This window comes from Ructibacterium sp. SJQ-7, assembly GCF_054696575.1.
Genome location: NZ_CP195193.1, coordinates 1595075 through 1611778, shown reverse-complemented (window position 1 = coordinate 1611778; position 16704 = coordinate 1595075). Strand labels below are relative to the sequence as shown.

The following is a 16704-nucleotide window of genomic DNA, read 5'->3' as shown; positions in this document are numbered from 1 at the left end:
GTTGACTTTATAATTTTTTCGTACTATAATATTATTTAGAAAATTTTATGTTTTAATAAAACAAAAAGGGGAACAAGCAAATGAAAAAGAAAATTTTAAGTTTTGTACTCGTATTGTCAATGCTGTGCGCATTTATGCCGGTTATTGCCGTAGCAGAAACAAGCGGTACTTGCGGTGACAATGTGACTTGGACGCTTGACCAAAATGGTACGCTAACAATTAGCGGTGCAGGTGATATGGAGAATTCTGCATTTTATAATAATAACAATATAAAATCAGTTATAATAGAAAATGGTGTAACGAGTTTAGGTGATTCTGACTTTATGGGTTGTCAGGAGTTGACAAGTATAATAATGCCTGATAGCATAATAAGAATACCAGATAATATATTTTATGGATGCGTTAAACTGGTGAATGTGATAATTCCTAATAGTGTATCAGAGATTGGTGATTGCGCATTTTACTATTGTAGTAGTTTAACAAATATAATTATTCCTAACAATGTAACAAGTATTGGCTATTGCGCATTTTGCTATTGCGGCAAACTAACAGATATAACAATAGGAAGTAAAGTGAAACAGGTGGGAAATTCTGCATTTGGTAATTGCAAGAAGTTATCAAGCGTATATATAACAGACCTTTCGGCATATTTAAATATAAATTTTGATAATAATTATTCGAATCCGATATATTATGCTAATAAATTGTATTTGAATAAGAAAAGAGTTGTTGGCGAGGTAACAATACCAGTTGGTGTAAAACAAATACCTATATATGCTTTTGCCGGTTTGGACAGTATAACAAGCATTATAATACCAGATTGCGTAACAAGTATAGGCTATGCTGCATTTAATGGCTGTGATAGACTAGCAAACGTAACAATAGGGAGCGGAATAACAAGAATAGAAGATAATGTTTTTAAAGACTGTAATAACTTAGAAATTATAAATTATAATGCCAGTAAAGTGTTTCCTGATTTATTTAGTGGCTGTACTGTATCGTCAGTATTTTTGGGAAACTATGTAGCAAGTATAGAAGAAAATGCGTTTAATAATTGTAGCAATTTAAACAAGATATATATACCGAAAAATGTAACAGAAATAGAAAAAGGTGCATTTGCTGGTTGTGCAAATTTAACTACTGTTGAATATAGCGGTAATCAATCTGATTGGAACGAAATATATATTGGTACGGATAATGAAAATTTAACAAACGCAACTATAAATTATAATAATGCACTGACCCCGAAACCAACCCCGATACCTATTACAAAAGCAACGATTACAAAAACAGAAACAGATATTACATATGATTTTGATGTTGCGACGGAAAATACATATGAAGATTGTTATGTTTATGTGGCGGTGTATGATGAAAACGGAATATTGTGTGCGATAAATCGTGTACCACTTGAAACAACGGGTAATACAAGTGTTTCGGTTGATAAAAATGATAATGCAAAAAAAGCAAAAGTCTTTGTTTTTTCGAGTACATTGCAACCGATTATCACATCTGAGGAATTTCCTTTGATATGACGAAAAAAGAGCTTGCATATGCAAGCTCTTTTAAAATTCTCTGTTTTTGATTAACCAAAATATCTCTTTAACATACCTTCAAAGCCTTTGCCGTGTCTTGCCTCGTCTTTTGCCATTTCGTGAACTGTGTCGTGAATAGCGTCATAGCCAAGTTCTTTTGCTCTCTTTGCAAGTTCAAGTTTACCTGCTGTTGCACCACATTCAGCCTCTGCTCTAAGTTCAAGATTCTTCTTTGTTGACGGAGTTACAACTTCGCCAAGAAGTTCGGCAAATTTTGCTGCGTGTTCAGCTTCTTCCAAAGCGGCTCTCATATAAAATTCGCCGATTTCAGGGTAACCCTCACGGATTGCCTGTCTGCTCATTGCGATATACATACCAACTTCTGTACATTCACCTTCAAAATTAGCCTTTAGACCTTCGTAAACATCAGCTTCAACCTGATCTTTTGCACCTACTCCGATAACGTGTTCACATACAAAGTTTAGTGCAGTACCCTCTTCCATAACAGTGAACTTTGAACCAGGAACACCGCACTGTGGACATTTTTCAGGTGGTTCGTTACCCTCGTGAACATAACCGCATACCGGACATACATACTTTTTCATAATAAATTTCCTCCTTAGAATTAATTATTTTTTTTACTACTACAATTTTCGCAGATACCGTAAAATATAAGCGAATAGTCTTCTATATCTGCATTTAATTTTTCCGCCGCTTGATTTTTTATCTCGTCCATACCGTCTAAATCAATATCGTATATTTTGTCACACTTATTACATACGAAATGAAAATGTCGGTGGACAAAACCGTCGAAATGTTCTTTGTTTGCGGAAGTGCTGATTTTTAAAATATCTCCGTTTTCCGCAAGCTGTGCAAGGTTTCTGTATACAGTTCCAAGACTGATGTTTGGAAATTCCTTACGCAGATTTTCGTACAGCCAATCAGCCGACGGGTGGGAGCGTGTACTTCTAAGCAGCGTTAGAAGTGCCTCACGCTGTTTTGAATACTTCATACATTTCACTCCTTCAAAATCAATAATGATAATCATTACTGATTTATGAGTTCATTATAACAGACATTTTTCGGTTTGTCAATAGTTTTTTGAAATAAATTTAGATTAATTTTGTGTAAATTTGATTTTGGGTATTGCCACCACTCCTCAGGGAGAAAAAAAAGGCTCCCATAGAGGGGAGCTGTCGGCACAGCTGACTGAGGGGTGGTTGCGTGTGGCAAACGATGATTGCCCCTACGGAGTGTGGTTGATGAATAGCCACCACTCCGTCACTGCGTGCCACCTCTCCTCAAGGAGAGGCAAGAAAGGCTCCCATAGAGGGGAGCTGTCGGCACAGCCGACTGAGGGGTGGTTTCGCACATTGCAAAATACTTTTTTATTCTAAAATTTACGATATTTTTTGATTAGTCTTGATTTTATCGGCGGTTTATAATATAATATAGAAGTAAAATTATGTTTACAGGAAAGGAACTGATAAATATGAAGAAAATGGAACAGCTTTACGAAGGAAAAGCAAAGAAGGTTTTTAAAACTGATGACGAAAATCTTTACATCGTTGATTACAAAGATGACGCAACTGCATTTAACGGTCTTAAAAAAGGTCAAATTGCAGGTAAGGGTGTTGTGAACAACAAAATGTCAAACTTCCTTATGCAAATTATGGAGAAGAACGGTATCCCTACTCACTTTGTTGAAGAAATTTCAGACAGAGAAACTGTTGTTAAGAGAGTAGAAATCGTACCTTTGGAAGTAATCATCAGAAATATTGCGGCAGGTAGTTTTTCAAAGCGTTTTGGCGTTGAAGAAGGCAAGAAATTAAACTGCACAACTTTGGAATACTGTCTAAAGAACGACGACCTTGGCGATCCTATGATTAACGATTATCAGATTATCGCTATCGGTGCTGCTACTAAAGAGGATCTTGATACTATTGCTGACCTTACTTTTAAAGTAAATGATGTTCTAAAAGCATATTTTGAAAGTATTAATATAGAACTTGTTGATTTCAAGATTGAGTTCGGTAAAACCCCTGACGGTCAGATTATTCTTGCTGATGAAATCTCACCTGATACTTGCCGTCTATGGGACGCTACAACTCACGAAAAACTTGATAAAGACCGTTTCAGACGTGATATGGGCAATGTTGAAGAGGCATATGCAGAGGTATTTAAACGTCTTGGACTATAATTAAGTGTAGACCGAATTAAATTGCCCGGCTCACCGCTTTTTGCCGAGGACAGTGCATATGTACGGCACCGTCGACTGCAAAGTGGCAATCAAAGCGATTTTCTTCGGTCTTATAAAAAATTTAGAGGAGTAAATGAAATGGCAACAAATACTTACGAAAGTCCGTTAAACTCACGTTACGCGTCAAAGGAAATGCAGTACATTTTTTCTCCGGACAAGAAATTCTCGACTTGGAGAAAACTTTGGATTGCGCTTGCAGAAAGTGAAAAAGAACTTGGACTTGATATAACAGACAAACAGATTGCTCAAATGAAAGAGCATATTTACGATATTAATTATGATGTTGCAAAGGCTCGCGAAAAGGAAGTTCGTCACGATGTAATGTCGCACGTTTACGCATACGGCGTACAGTGCCCGGACGCAAAACCTATTATTCACTTGGGTGCAACAAGTTGTTACGTAGGTGACAACACTGATATTATCATAATGACAGAGGCTATGCAGCTTGTTAAGAAAAAGCTTGTATGTCTTATCGGAGAGCTGGCAAAGTTCGCAAAGGAATATAAGGATTTGCCGACATTGGCATTTACTCATTTTCAGCCGGCACAGCCTACAACAGTAGGTAAGCGTGCGTCATTGTGGCTTGAAGATTTGCTTATGGATCTTGAGGATGTTGATTATCAGCTTTCAAAGGCAAAGCTTTTGGGTTGTAAGGGTACAACGGGTACACAGGCAAGTTTCCTTGAACTTTTTGAGGGTGACCATGAAAAATGTAAAATGCTTGACAAGAAGATTGCCGAAAAAATGGGTTATGAAGAATCATTCCCTGTAAGCGGTCAGACATATCCGAGAAAACTTGACTCTCAAATGCTTAATACATTGAGCCTTATCGCACAGAGTGCGTACAAGTTCTCAAACGACATCAGACTTCTTCAACATTTAAAGCAGATTGAAGAACCGTTTGAAAAGTCGCAAATCGGTTCATCGGCAATGGCTTATAAGAGAAACCCTATGAGAAGTGAAAGAATCGGCTCTCTTGCAAGATATGTAATAGTAGACGCACTTAATCCGGCAATCACTGCATCAACACAATGGTTTGAAAGAACACTTGATGACAGTGCAAATAAGCGAATTTCAGTTCCTGAGGCTTTTCTTGCAGTAGACGCTATTCTCAGCTTGTACATCAACGTTGTTGACGGACTTGTGGTATATGATAAAGTAATTAATCAGCAGTTCATGCGTGAAATTCCGTTTATGGCTACTGAAAATATTATGATGGACGCCGTTAAAAAAGGCGGTGACAGACAGGATTTACACGAAAAAATCAGAGTATATTCTATGGAGGCGGGAAAGACTGTTAAAATGGAGGGTAAGGAAAACAACCTTGCCGAACTTATCGCCGGTGATCCTGCATTCGGTTTGACTTTGGAAGAAATTAATGCCGTTATGAAACCTGAAAATTTTGTCGGACGTGCTCCGCAGCAAGTTGAAGATTTCTTAAAGGATTACGTTGAGCCTGTTCTTGAAAAGAACAAGGATTTACTTGGTATTGAAGTTGAAATTAACGTCTGATTTATTTGAAATATAAATTTAGAGGTAATTATATGAAGAAAATTATATTTTGCCTTGTTGCGGTTTGTATGGTTGCGATGTCGTTTGTGACCGTACACTGCGAGGATAATATTAAAGTGATACTTGACGGCAAAACACTTGAATTTGACGTTCAGCCACAAATTATAGACGAACGTACACTTGTGCCTATGCGTGTGATATTCGAGGCATTGGGTGCAGATGTTGAGTGGAAAGAGGAAACTCAGACTATCAACGCAAGACGTTCGGATACTGATTTGTTTTATATCAGTATGCGTGTGGGTGACAAGATAATTCATAAGGAGACGGTTAAGGAGAACTTGCCGACATCAAACGATATTGAACTTGATGTACCGCCGATGATTATAGACGAGCGTACGCTTGTTCCTGTTCGTGCGGTTTCGGAGTGCTTTGGCTGTAAGGTAGAGTGGAACGGCGAAAGTCGAACTGTTATTATTGAAAGCAATTCTGACAATAATACAGATACTGACGTGCCGACACCGTCACCGACAGAAACGCCTGTCAATTCAGTTAATACAATCGAATATAACGCCGATAATGAGCAGTATGCAAGTTATATGAAAGAATTTAAAATTCTTGACGCGGTAAAAAATTCGGACGGCAACTATGATATAACATACACACTTCAAACATATCTTGAAGGTCGTGGTTTGGTTGTGGTTGAATTTAGGTGCCTTGATGAAAACGGCAGTGAAGTTGACAGATTTGGCGGAACATTCCAAGGCACAGATTATACATGGAGCGCTCAAGAGGCGAAAACAACAATTTCCGGTAAAACAACACGCATTGAGCTTGTAATTGAAAAATAAGTTATGAAATTTAAAATCAGGCAAACGCTTGGTTAGCATAGGAGGACAAATACATGGTAAAAGCAATAGTTGGTGCAAACTGGGGCGATGAAGGTAAGGGCAAGATTACAGATATGCTTGCTGCTGACAGTGACATCGTAATCAGATTTCAGGGCGGTGCAAACGCAGGTCACACTATTATAAACGAATACGGAAAATTTGCATTGCATCTTCTTCCGTCAGGTTCATTCAATCAGAATGTAACAAATATGATCGGAAACGGTGTTGCACTTGATATTCCTGAACTTATAAAGGAAATTGACGAGGTCGTAAAACGTGGTGTTCCGAAGCCGAACATTGTTGTGTCAGAAAGAACACAGGTTCTTATGCCTTATCACAAGTTGTTTGATCAATACGAAGAAGAAAGACTTTCAGACCGTCAGTTCGGTTCTACAAAGTCAGGTATAGCACCGTTCTTCTCAGATAAATTTTCAAAAATCGGTTTTCAGGTTTGGGAACTTTTCGAGCCTGAAAGACTAAAGGAAAAGATTAAGAACGTAATCGAAGTAAAAAATCTTATGCTTGAACATATCTATCATAAACCGCTATTGGACGCAGACGAGCTTTTCAATACACTTATGGAATATGCCGATATGATTAAGCCGTATGTGATTGATTCGGTTGCATTTATGCACAACGCAATCAAAGAGGGTAAGAAAATTCTTTTGGAAGGTCAGCTTGGCTCACTGAAAGACCCTGATTTCGGTATTTATCCGATGACAACTTCTTCATCTACTCTTGCCGGTTACGGTGCGGTTGGTGCAGGTATTCCTCCGTATGAAATTACAGACATAATTACAGTTGTAAAAGCATATTCATCAGCAGTTGGTGCAGGTGCATTTGTTTCGGAAATATTTGGCGAAGAGGCAGATGAACTTAGAAGACGCGGCGGTGACGGCGGTGAATTCGGTGCTACAACAGGCAGACCGAGACGTATGGGTTGGTTCGACTGTGTTGCGTCACGTTACGGCTGTCGTGTACAGGGTACAACTCAAGTTGCATTTACTGTACTTGACGTACTTGGTTATCTTGATGAAATTCCTGTATGTGTGGGATATGAAGTTGACGGTGAAGTTATCAGAGATTTCCCTACAACAAACAAGCTTGAAAGAGCAAAGCCTGTTTTGAAAGTTCTTCCTGGTTGGAAAACTGACATCAGAGGTATCAAGAAATATGAGGACTTACCGGAAAATTGCCGTAAGTACATCGAATTTGTTGAAAAAGAACTTGAAGTGCCTATTAAGATTGTTTCTAACGGTCCTTCAAGAGAAGATATTATATTGAAATAATTAAAATGAACCCAAGGGGGAATTTGTTATGGACGCATCTAAAATCAAATTGATTATATGGGACCTTGACGAAACCTTTTGGAACGGTACTATTTCAGAACAAAAGGTCGCACCTGTTAAGCAGGCTTGCGACCTTGTTTTGTTATCCTCAAAAAAGGGAATTGTCAATTCGATTTGTTCCAAAAATGATGAAAAGCCGTGTATCGATAAGCTGAAAGAATGGGATTTGGATAAGTATTTTGTGTTCAATTCGATTAACTGGGAGCCGAAAGGTCAGAGGATTAAAGATACTGTCGAAAGTATGAATTTAAGACCTTGCAATGTACTTTTTATTGATGATAATAAGCTGAATTTGGAGGAGGCAAAGTTTTTCTGCCCCGATATTATGACAATGATGCCCGATAAAATCGGTGAACTTTATGCGGCGGTTTCAATGCTTGATAAGAATGACGAAAAATTATCACGTCTTGAAAGTTACAAGGTGCTTGAAAAGAAAAATAAGATTAAAAAGAGTATCGGTTCAAATGAAGAATTTTTGCGACAGAGCAATATCCACGTTGATTTTCATTCGGATTGTGCGGAACACATTGACAGATTGCATGAGCTTATATTCCGTGCAAATCAGCTTAATTTTACGAAAGTGCGTTCAACGAAAGACGAACTTAAAGCGTTGTTTGAAGATAAAAATGCGAAATGTGAATATATAACGGCGTATGACAAGTACGGTGAATACGGAATTGTCGGCTTTTATGCCGTAAAGGATAATACGCTTGTGCATTTTCTGTTTTCGTGCCGTACGCTCGGTATGGGGATTGAGCAATATACATATGAAAAAATCGGTTGTCCGAAACTTGATATTGTAGGTGACGTGTCGGTTAAAATCGGTAAAAACGAGCCGACTGTAACGTGGATAAATCAAGATAACGTAAAGACGGATAATGAATTTGAGGACATAAAAAATACCGGTTTTAAGGTGCTTATAAAAGGGCCTTGCGACTTAAATCAAATATTTTCGTTCATAAAAAATGAGGATATATTCGATTGTGAGTTCACGTATGTGAGCCGCGAAAAACAGTCGCTCGGTGTTGCGATTGAGGGTATGAACCATACTTCGCAAATTGTAAATGCCTATTCGATTACAGACGAAGAAAAAGCCGAAATTTGTAAACTTCCGATATGCGACAGTCAAATGTATTCGGACAGCATTTATAAAAATAAGTATGGAATGATTTTTATAAGTATTTTGACTGACGCTAATCTCGGCGTGTATCGAAATAAAAACAACGGTGCTGTTTTTGCGTTCGGTGAGTATATTTATCCGCTTACCGACAAGGCTATGTGGAAAAAGTATATTAATAAAGAAGTTTATACCGCAAATTGTGATTTTAAAGAAAAGGATTTGCAGAAGATTGCGGAAGAATATGAATTTTTGGGCAGACTTACACCAAAGCAGACGGCGGAAAATCTGCGGTTTATCTATGAGCATATCAAACCCGATACGGAACTTGTTATTTTGCTTGGCTGCGAACGTGAGTACAAGGATAATAAGCTGGAGGCTTGGGTGAACAGGCACAATGACCACAAGGAATATAATGCGGCGGTACGGAAAGAATTTGACGGCTGCAAAAATGTGACGTTGTTTGACGTGAATGAATATATAACGTCGGACGATGATTTCAACGACAGTGTAAACCATTATAAAAAACGTGTGTATTACTTGATGGCACAAAAATTTACCGAAATGATAAATGCTCATGCAAACGCAGATGTAGCAAAGCAAACGTCAAAAGCAAAACTTGCGTATTTAACATTAAAACAAAAAATTAAAAAGATTGTTAAACCAAACGGTTAAATTTTATATTGACAAAACAGTTGCATTAGAATAAAATTAAACTATTGATTAAAATAATTTGGGAGATTATAAATGAGTATACGAAAGGTAACTATATGCTTGGCGGTGATTCTTTTCATATCTGCCACCGTACTTGCATTTACATCTAATAAACGTGCAGAAAAAAAGGCTGAAAAAGAATATACGCCTACCGTACAGACGGTCACAATGACGGCTGTCGGCGACTGTACGTTGGCAACTGACATAAACGCAGACCCAAACGGCAGCTTTAAATCGGTTGCCGAGTCTTTAAACGGCGATTATTCATATTTCTTTAAAAATGTTTCACCGATATTTTCGGAGGACGATTTAACTATCGTAAATTTTGAGGGTACTTTGTCAAATCAAGGAACAAGACAGGATAAGCAGTTTGCTTTCAGAGGTAAGCCTGAATATGTGCAGATACTTACATCGTCAAGCGTTGAGGCGGCAAACCTTGCCAATAACCACAGTGCCGATTACGGTGACGTAAGTCTTTCGGACACGATAAAATATTTGAATGAGGCCGGTATCTCCAATTTTATAGGTACGAATACCGCGATAAGAGATGTAAACGGAATATCGGTCGGACTTGTCGGAATTGACGCACTTGACGAAACAGAGGCGGCAAAACTTGAAAATGTTATCGGTTCGGTTAAAAGTCTTGGTGCACAGCTTGTTATAGTAAGTATTCATTGGGGTGAAGAAAAGGCTACCGCTCCGAACGATACACAAATCGAGCTTGCACACAAGGCGATTGACGCAGGTGCGGACCTTGTTTTGGGAACACATCCTCACGTTTTACAGGGTATTGAAAAATACAACGGTAAATATATAGCGTACAGTTTGGGCAACTTCTGTTTCGGCGGTAACAATAATCCGGCGGATAAAGATACCGTTATATACAGACAGACATTTACGTTTGTTGACGGAGTTATGCAAGAGGACGATAATATGACGCTTATTCCGGCAACAATTTCGGGTCATGATGAGTATAACGACTATCAGCCGGCAATAGCTGAGGGTGACAGAAAGACTCAAATAGAGAATAAGTTGATTGAATATTCGACACCGCTCGGACTTTCTGCGCTTAATTTCAGATAATTTGTTTTTACTATTGACAAATGGCAGTAAAGTTTAGTATAATATAACACAGATTAGATGAGATTAGAACAGACAGAGCATATTTTAATATGATTTTTATGCCTCTCGGACTTATCTGTCTGAGAGGTTTTTCTGTTTTTTCTTGCAAAAAAGAAAGGAAGATGTAAAATGAAAAATTTAAAGAAGATTATTGCAATGGGACTAACAGCCGCACTATGTGCCGTTTCTTTGGTAGGTTGCGGAGGCACGCAAAACGGTGGAACTGACGGAGCAACAGACACAAATGCTAAAGATACATACAAAATCGGCGTACTTCAATACGCAGACCACCCGTCGCTTGATAACTGCCGTGAGGGCTTTAAGCAGGGACTTGATTCAGAGGGTATCAAGTATGATATTACAGAATCATCTGCAAAAGGAGACGACTCAACAAATACACAAATCGCACAGCAATTTGTTTCACAAGGTATGGACCTTGTATGCGGTATCGCAACACCGTCTGCACAGGCTTGCTACAATGCGGCTTATGAGGCAAAAATTCCTGTAATTTTTAACGCAGTTTCAGACCCTGTTGCCGCAAAGCTTGCAGAAAGCGATACACAGGCAATGGACGGAATTACAGGTGTAAGCGATATGTTGCCTGTTGACGAACAGTTAAAGCTTATCCGTGAAATGTTGCCTGACGCAAAGAAAATCGGTATACTTTATACAACAAGTGAAGCAAATTCTGTTTCTACAATAGAAACATATAAGGAAAAAGTAGGCGAATACGGTTTTGAACTTGTTGAAAAGGGTATTACAAATGCCGCAGAAATTCCACAGGCAGTAGACCTTTTGGTAAGCGAAGTTGACTGTATCTCAAATATGACAGACAACACAGTTGTTGAAAACTTGCCTATACTTCTTGAAAAGGCAACTGCTAAAAACATTCCTGTATTCGGCAGTGAAGAAGAACAAGTAGGAAACGGCTGTATCGCGTCAGCCGGTATCGACTACATTGAACTTGGTAAAAAAGCAGGCGTTATGGCTGCAAGAGTGCTAAAGGGTGAGGAAATTAAGAATATCCCTTACGAAACTCTTACAGAAAGTAAAATTACTATCAACACTGACGCCGCAGAAAAAATCGGAGTAACAATACCGCAGTCAATCACAGACAGAGCTGCGGTCAAAAACGCTCCGTCTGAATCATGATTGAAGGACTGATAGTCGGAATACTTGAGCAGGGACTGATATATGGAATAATGGCTATGGGTGTGTATATCACCTATACCATTCTTGATTTCCCCGATTTGTCTGTAGACGGTACGTTCCCTCTCGGAATAGCTATATGCTTTGTGATGATTAATAACGGTCTTAATCCGTGGCTTGCATTGCTTGCGGCATTTGCCGCAGGGGGCATAGCCGGTATGTTTACGGGAATTTTCAACGTAAAACTCAGAATACGCAATCTTCTTTGCGGTATTCTTACTATGACGGCTCTTTATTCGATAAATTACGGAATAGTCGGAAAAGCGTCGGATTTCCTAAGTATGGATACAACGACTATTTTCTCACAGACAGCTTTTCTTTTCGGAAACGGTCACTTTGCATTGTACTCTAAACTTGTTGTTATTCTTGTGATTACGCTTATCGCAAAGTTTGCACTTGATTGGTATATGCGTACCAAGTCGGGATTTCTTTTAAGAAGTGTCGGAGATAATGAGGGGCTTGTAATCACGCTTGCACAAAATCCGGGAACGATTAAAATTATCGGTCTTGCGATTGCAAACGGACTTGTTTCGCTTGCCGGTGCGGTGTACTGCCAATACGGCAAAGCGTTTAACGTTGCGTCTGGTACGGGTACTGTTGTTATGGGTCTTGCCGCCGTTATTATCGGCTCGACTATATTTAAGAAAATTAAATTCCTTAGAATTACAACAGGCGTGCTTTTCGGTATGATTATTTATAAGGCTTGTATTTCAATCGCACTTGCCGCAGGCTTGCGTTCACAGGATACAAACCTTATGATTACGATTTTGTTTATCGCAACACTTTGCGTAGACGAATTTTTGCTTAAAAAGAAGAAAGTTGGGGTGAAGAAAAATGCTTGAACTTTCTCACATTTATAAAACTTTTAATCAAGGAACTATTGATGAAAAGGTGCTTTTTTCGGATTTTAACATAACAGTAAACGACGGTGATTTTGTCGGAGTTATCGGTTCAAACGGTTCGGGAAAAACGACTATGTTAAATGTCATTTCGGGCGATATGCCGATTGACAGCGGAAGTGTTTTGCTTGACGGTAAGGAGCTTAATAAGCTGAAAAACTTTAAACGTGCACAGAGAATAGGCAGAGTTTTTCAAAATCCCGCAATGGGAACCTGTCCGTCAATGACTATATGGGAAAACCTGTCTATCGCAGATAATAAGGGTAAGAATTTCGGTCTTTCGTTTGGACTTAACCGTCAGAGAAAAGACTTTTACCGTTCACAGCTTGAACTTTTGGGTATGGGACTTGAAAACAGACTTTCAACTCTTGCAGGCTCACTTTCGGGCGGTCAAAGACAGGCACTTGCACTTATTATGGCGACTATGATCAGACCTGATTTGTTGCTTTTGGACGAACATACAGCCGCGCTTGACCCTAAATCTTCTGATACGGTTATGATGCTTACGGATAAGATTGTTCATGAAAAGAACATAACAACCATTATGGTAACGCATAATCTTCGTCACGCGGTTGAGCATGGCACAAGAACTGTTATGATGCATAACGGCGAGGCTATTATGGATGTTTCAGGTGCGGAAAAAGATAATAAGACAATAAATGACTATTTGACAGTGTTTAACGAAATAAGTATTGAATGCGGAAATTAGCATAAAAGCTGAATTTGGATATATTCAAATTCAGCTTTTTTCTTTATAAAAATCGGCAAATATTTCATTCTCTTCTTGAATTTTTATTCATTAAAGTTTATAATAAAAAAAGAGGCTCAAGAGAGATATTGGAGCCATTTGGAGTAAGGGAGAAAAAACTATGTTAAAAAAATTAACCGCATTTTTGACGGCAGCTGTAATGGTTACATCAGTTGCGTCAATACCGGTGTTGACGTCATATGCCGACACAAATTCAACTACTGAAAAACGAGTAATGGAAAAACTTGATCGAGGCACTGTTGCCGTTAAAACAAATGGCGGTGTGTATTTGTCGTGGCGACTTTTGGGCACGGAAAGTCTTACAAATCAAGCATTTGATATATACCGTGACAGTGAAAAAATATACACAACAGGCGAACACGATGCAACTTGCTATACCGATTCAAAAGGCACGGCGGATAACAAGTATACAGTTGTGCCGAAAGGTGAGGCAATAGACAAAACAGAGGCGGTTGATGTTTGGACAACAAACACAACATATAAAGGTCGTTCTGTGGCATATAAAGACATTGCGTTTAAAGTTCCTGACGGAGGAAAGACGCCGACAGATGAAGAATATACATATACCGCAAACGATATGAGTGTGGGCGACCTTGACGGTGACGGAGAATATGAATACATCGTAAAATGGGACCCGTCTAATTCAAAGGATAATTCCGTTAAGGGTTATACGGGCAATGTGTACTTGGACGCATATGAGCTTGACGGCACTCTTCTTTGGAGAATAGATTTGGGAGTTAATATCCGCGCGGGTGCGCACTATACTCAATATATGGTGTATGATTTTGATGGTGACGGTAAGTCGGAAGTCATATTAAAAACAGCACCGGCTCAAAAGACGGTGAGGGTAATTATGTCTCAAAAGCAGGAAAGAATATAACCAAGGGTGACGATAAAAAAGATTACAGAAATTCATCTGGTTTGCTTATGGGCGAGGACGGCGGACCGGAGTATTTAACTGTATTTAACGGTGAAACAGGCGCGGCAATGCAGACTGTTGATTTTGACCCGCCGAGAAGTATTTTGACATCTTCCGAATGGGGCGACAGCTATGCAAACAGAAGTGAAAGATACCTTGCCGCGGTGGCATATCTTGACGGTGTACATCCAAGCGTTGTTATGACGAGGGGATATTATACATATGTGTATGCGGCGGCATATACTTGGGACGGCACAGACCTTAAAGAACAATGGCTTTCAACTAATACACCGACAGAAGCAAATGGCGGTACAGGTTGTACCGTAAAATATGCAGACGGTACAAGTAAAAATAATACAAACAAAACGCTTTATGCACAAGGTGCACACAGTGTATCGGTAGCTGACGTGGATAATGACGGATATGACGAGATTATTTTCGGCAGTGCGGTTCTTGACCATGACGGAACTGTTTTGACGTATGACGGCCGAGGACACGGTGACGCAGAACACGTTTCGGACTTTGATAACGACGGAAAACAAGAAATATTTATGGCACACGAGGCAGGTAAGCACAATGATAAAATAATTCCATATGCGGTAGATATAAAGAGATATAATGGTGATATTATGCTACAAGCCGCACAGGGAGATATAGGCAGAGGTATTATGGATAATGTCGATGATGAATATGCACTGTCAAGCGGTAATCTTTCGTTGTTCTGGTCGGTAGCGGCTGACGGTATATATAATCAAGCAGGTGAAAAAGTAGGGAATATACCTAATACCAATGGAAGCAATATGGAGAATTTTGCAGTTTATTGGGACGGTGATTTGGGACGAGAATTGCTTGACGGAAATAAACTTGTAAAATACAGCATAAAAAGCGGTACGGAAAGAATTTATTATAACAGTAAAAATTCAACATTGCCGGGTTCAATAAATAACAGTACAAAGTCAAATGCGTGTCTTACAGCCGACCTTTTCGGTGATTGGCGTGAAGAAATCGTGCTTAGATACGGTGACGGTGTGAGAATTTATTTTTCGACTATTCCGACTAATTACAGACTTACAACGCTTATGCACGACAGTCAATATCGTTGCGCAATAGCATGGCAGAATGTCGGATACAACCAGTCGCCTCATACAAGCTATTATATAGGTTCGGCGGCTTTGGCGAAAGATTCGGGTGGCAACACGTTAAACTACCTTGCACCGAATACGTCATTTACGGAGGTGACTTATCCTGACACATCGTCAATTACACCGCGTCCGACAATTAAGACAACGCCTGAACCTGTTTCGGTTTCTGTCACTCCGGACGCAGACACATATCTTGTTGACGGTACAACAGCACATGGATCTGATGAAGAATTAAAAATTAATCAGGCGACAGATTATTACTCGTCAACATCTCCGGGATTAAAGGATATTAAAGGTTTGGGGTTGATACGTTTTGACCTTTCTAAATATGCCGGTAAAAAATTGACTTCGGCAACATTGAAATTGTACGATAAATTTACTAATACAGATAAGAGAAATTCGGTTTTGCACCTCGATTATTGTTCAAAAAATGATTGGGATGAGGCAACCGTTACTATAAATGATATAAAGACAAGAGGCGAGGGTACACCGTTGTCGTCATTGGGTTTACAAGTGACACCTGCATACAATGTCGATTATAAGGAAATATCGTTTGATGTGACGGACGTGATAAAAGAGAAGTGTACAGATAATTTGATTACGTTTACGTTGTGGACAGGTACAGGACGTGAACAGGTTATCGCGTCAAAGGAATACAGCGGTACAGATGCGCAAGGACCGACACTTATGTTGGAATTTGAGGGAGAAGAACCGACAGCAACACCAACGGTAGTACCAACGGCAACACCGACATTACAGCCGACAGCGACACCAACGGTAGTACCAACGGCAACACCAACATTAAAGTCGACAGCGACACCAACGGTAGTACCAACGGCAACACCGACATTAAAGCCGACAGCAATACCAACGGTAGTACCAACGGCAACACCGACATTAAAACCGACAGCAACACCGACGGTTACTTCAACATTAAAGCCGACAGCAATTCCGACAGCAATCCCAACGGTGATCCCGACAGCGACACCGAATTTGGCAAACAACAAAATCACAGCTATGATAAATAGCAACAACAAACTTGATGTCACACTTGATTTTGAAAATGTGGATATGAATGATGTTAATGTGTATGTTGCCTTTAAGAATAACGGTAAGCTTGTGGGTATGAAAATGCCACAGACAAGCGAATTAAAGGGAATAGATTTGATTGATAAAGAGTATACTGATATAGAGGTTTATGCTTGGGATAATAAGCAGGAACCGTATGCGAATATAGTACGTATTGTTAATAATGTACAATAAACAAAAA

14 protein-coding genes are annotated in these 16704 nt (G+C 39.3%); 12 read left to right on the top strand and 2 right to left on the bottom strand.

Annotated features, from left to right (window positions below):
- The first annotated feature begins 80 nt into the window (after positions 1–80).
- Positions 81–1535, top strand: coding sequence for a leucine-rich repeat domain-containing protein (locus ACSAMO_RS07410; protein WP_412295071.1), 1455 nt, complete (start codon positions 81–83; stop codon positions 1533–1535).
- Positions 1536–1585: 50 nt separating this feature from the next.
- On the opposite strand, the gene ACSAMO_RS07405 is transcribed toward ACSAMO_RS07410, so the two are convergent.
- Positions 1586–2140, bottom strand: coding sequence for an NADH peroxidase (locus tag ACSAMO_RS07405; protein ID WP_117966122.1), 555 nt, complete (start codon positions 2138–2140; stop codon positions 1586–1588).
- A gap of 20 nt (positions 2141–2160) precedes the next feature.
- Complete coding sequence (locus ACSAMO_RS07400) at positions 2161–2547, bottom strand: Fur family transcriptional regulator (RefSeq protein WP_412332194.1); 387 nt, start codon at positions 2545–2547, stop codon at positions 2161–2163.
- 480 nt (positions 2548–3027) lie between these two features.
- Here ACSAMO_RS07400 and purC point away from each other — a divergent pair, with 480 nt between their 5' ends.
- The 11 genes from purC (at position 3028) to ACSAMO_RS07345 (ending at position 16697) form a co-directional block, all read left to right on the top strand.
- Positions 3028–3735, top strand: a complete 708-nt coding sequence (purC, locus tag ACSAMO_RS07395) for a phosphoribosylaminoimidazolesuccinocarboxamide synthase (protein WP_022229713.1) — start codon at positions 3028–3030, stop codon at positions 3733–3735.
- A 138-nt stretch (positions 3736–3873) separates the two neighbouring features.
- Positions 3874–5307, top strand: coding sequence for an adenylosuccinate lyase (gene purB, locus ACSAMO_RS07390; protein ID WP_022229714.1), 1434 nt, complete (start codon positions 3874–3876; stop codon positions 5305–5307).
- A gap of 32 nt (positions 5308–5339) precedes the next feature.
- Entirely contained in the window at positions 5340–6155 is an 816-nt protein-coding gene (locus tag ACSAMO_RS07385; protein ID WP_499209032.1) for a copper amine oxidase N-terminal domain-containing protein, read from the top strand.
- A 53-nt stretch (positions 6156–6208) separates the two neighbouring features.
- Positions 6209–7483 carry an adenylosuccinate synthase gene (locus ACSAMO_RS07380; protein WP_022229716.1) on the top strand — a complete coding sequence of 425 codons (1275 nt, stop codon included), beginning with the start codon at positions 6209–6211 and terminating at the stop codon, positions 7481–7483.
- Between the two features lie 28 nt (positions 7484–7511).
- Positions 7512–9335, top strand: coding sequence for a hypothetical protein (locus ACSAMO_RS07375; protein WP_499209031.1), 1824 nt, complete (start codon positions 7512–7514; stop codon positions 9333–9335).
- Positions 9336–9407: 72 nt separating this feature from the next.
- Positions 9408–10457 (top strand): CapA family protein, encoded by a 1050-nt coding sequence (locus ACSAMO_RS07370; RefSeq protein WP_147513948.1) that lies wholly within the window; start codon positions 9408–9410, stop codon positions 10455–10457.
- Positions 10458–10625: 168 nt separating this feature from the next.
- Positions 10626–11648 (top strand): ABC transporter substrate-binding protein, encoded by a 1023-nt coding sequence (locus ACSAMO_RS07365; protein WP_499209030.1) that lies wholly within the window; start codon positions 10626–10628, stop codon positions 11646–11648.
- Positions 11645–12547, top strand: coding sequence for an ABC transporter permease (locus ACSAMO_RS07360; RefSeq protein ID WP_412294973.1), 903 nt, complete (start codon positions 11645–11647; stop codon positions 12545–12547). Before ACSAMO_RS07365 ends, ACSAMO_RS07360 begins: the two co-directional genes overlap by 4 nt.
- A complete protein-coding gene (locus ACSAMO_RS07355) occupies positions 12540–13313 on the top strand; it encodes an ABC transporter ATP-binding protein (RefSeq protein WP_147513946.1) in 774 nt (257 codons plus the stop codon). Before ACSAMO_RS07360 ends, ACSAMO_RS07355 begins: the two co-directional genes overlap by 8 nt.
- Positions 13314–13473: 160 nt before the next feature.
- On the top strand, positions 13474–14253 hold the full coding sequence (locus ACSAMO_RS07350) for a rhamnogalacturonan lyase family protein (protein WP_499209029.1): 780 nt from the start codon (positions 13474–13476) through the stop codon (positions 14251–14253).
- A gap of 41 nt (positions 14254–14294) precedes the next feature.
- A complete protein-coding gene (locus ACSAMO_RS07345; protein ID WP_482490169.1) occupies positions 14295–16697 on the top strand; it encodes a rhamnogalacturonan lyase family protein in 2403 nt (800 codons plus the stop codon).
- Positions 16698–16704 lie beyond the last annotated feature (7 nt).

Bases quoted from the DNA above. Each gene is read 5' to 3' on its own strand.
- ACSAMO_RS07410 (WP_412295071.1), top strand. From the start codon at position 81: ATGAAAAAGAAAATTTTAAGTTTTGTACTCGTATTGTCAATGCTGTGC.
- ACSAMO_RS07405 (WP_117966122.1), bottom strand. From the start codon at position 2,140: ATGAAAAAGTATGTATGTCCGGTATGCGGTTATGTTCACGAGGGTAAC.
- ACSAMO_RS07400 (WP_412332194.1), bottom strand. From the start codon at position 2,547: ATGAAGTATTCAAAACAGCGTGAGGCACTTCTAACGCTGCTTAGAAGT.
- purC (WP_022229713.1), top strand. From the start codon at position 3,028: ATGAAGAAAATGGAACAGCTTTACGAAGGAAAAGCAAAGAAGGTTTTT.
- purB (WP_022229714.1), top strand. From the start codon at position 3,874: ATGGCAACAAATACTTACGAAAGTCCGTTAAACTCACGTTACGCGTCA.
- ACSAMO_RS07385 (WP_499209032.1), top strand. From the start codon at position 5,340: ATGAAGAAAATTATATTTTGCCTTGTTGCGGTTTGTATGGTTGCGATG.
- ACSAMO_RS07380 (WP_022229716.1), top strand. From the start codon at position 6,209: ATGGTAAAAGCAATAGTTGGTGCAAACTGGGGCGATGAAGGTAAGGGC.
- ACSAMO_RS07375 (WP_499209031.1), top strand. From the start codon at position 7,512: ATGGACGCATCTAAAATCAAATTGATTATATGGGACCTTGACGAAACC.
- ACSAMO_RS07370 (WP_147513948.1), top strand. From the start codon at position 9,408: ATGAGTATACGAAAGGTAACTATATGCTTGGCGGTGATTCTTTTCATA.
- ACSAMO_RS07365 (WP_499209030.1), top strand. From the start codon at position 10,626: ATGAAAAATTTAAAGAAGATTATTGCAATGGGACTAACAGCCGCACTA.
- ACSAMO_RS07360 (WP_412294973.1), top strand. From the start codon at position 11,645: ATGATTGAAGGACTGATAGTCGGAATACTTGAGCAGGGACTGATATAT.
- ACSAMO_RS07355 (WP_147513946.1), top strand. From the start codon at position 12,540: ATGCTTGAACTTTCTCACATTTATAAAACTTTTAATCAAGGAACTATT.
- ACSAMO_RS07350 (WP_499209029.1), top strand. From the start codon at position 13,474: ATGTTAAAAAAATTAACCGCATTTTTGACGGCAGCTGTAATGGTTACA.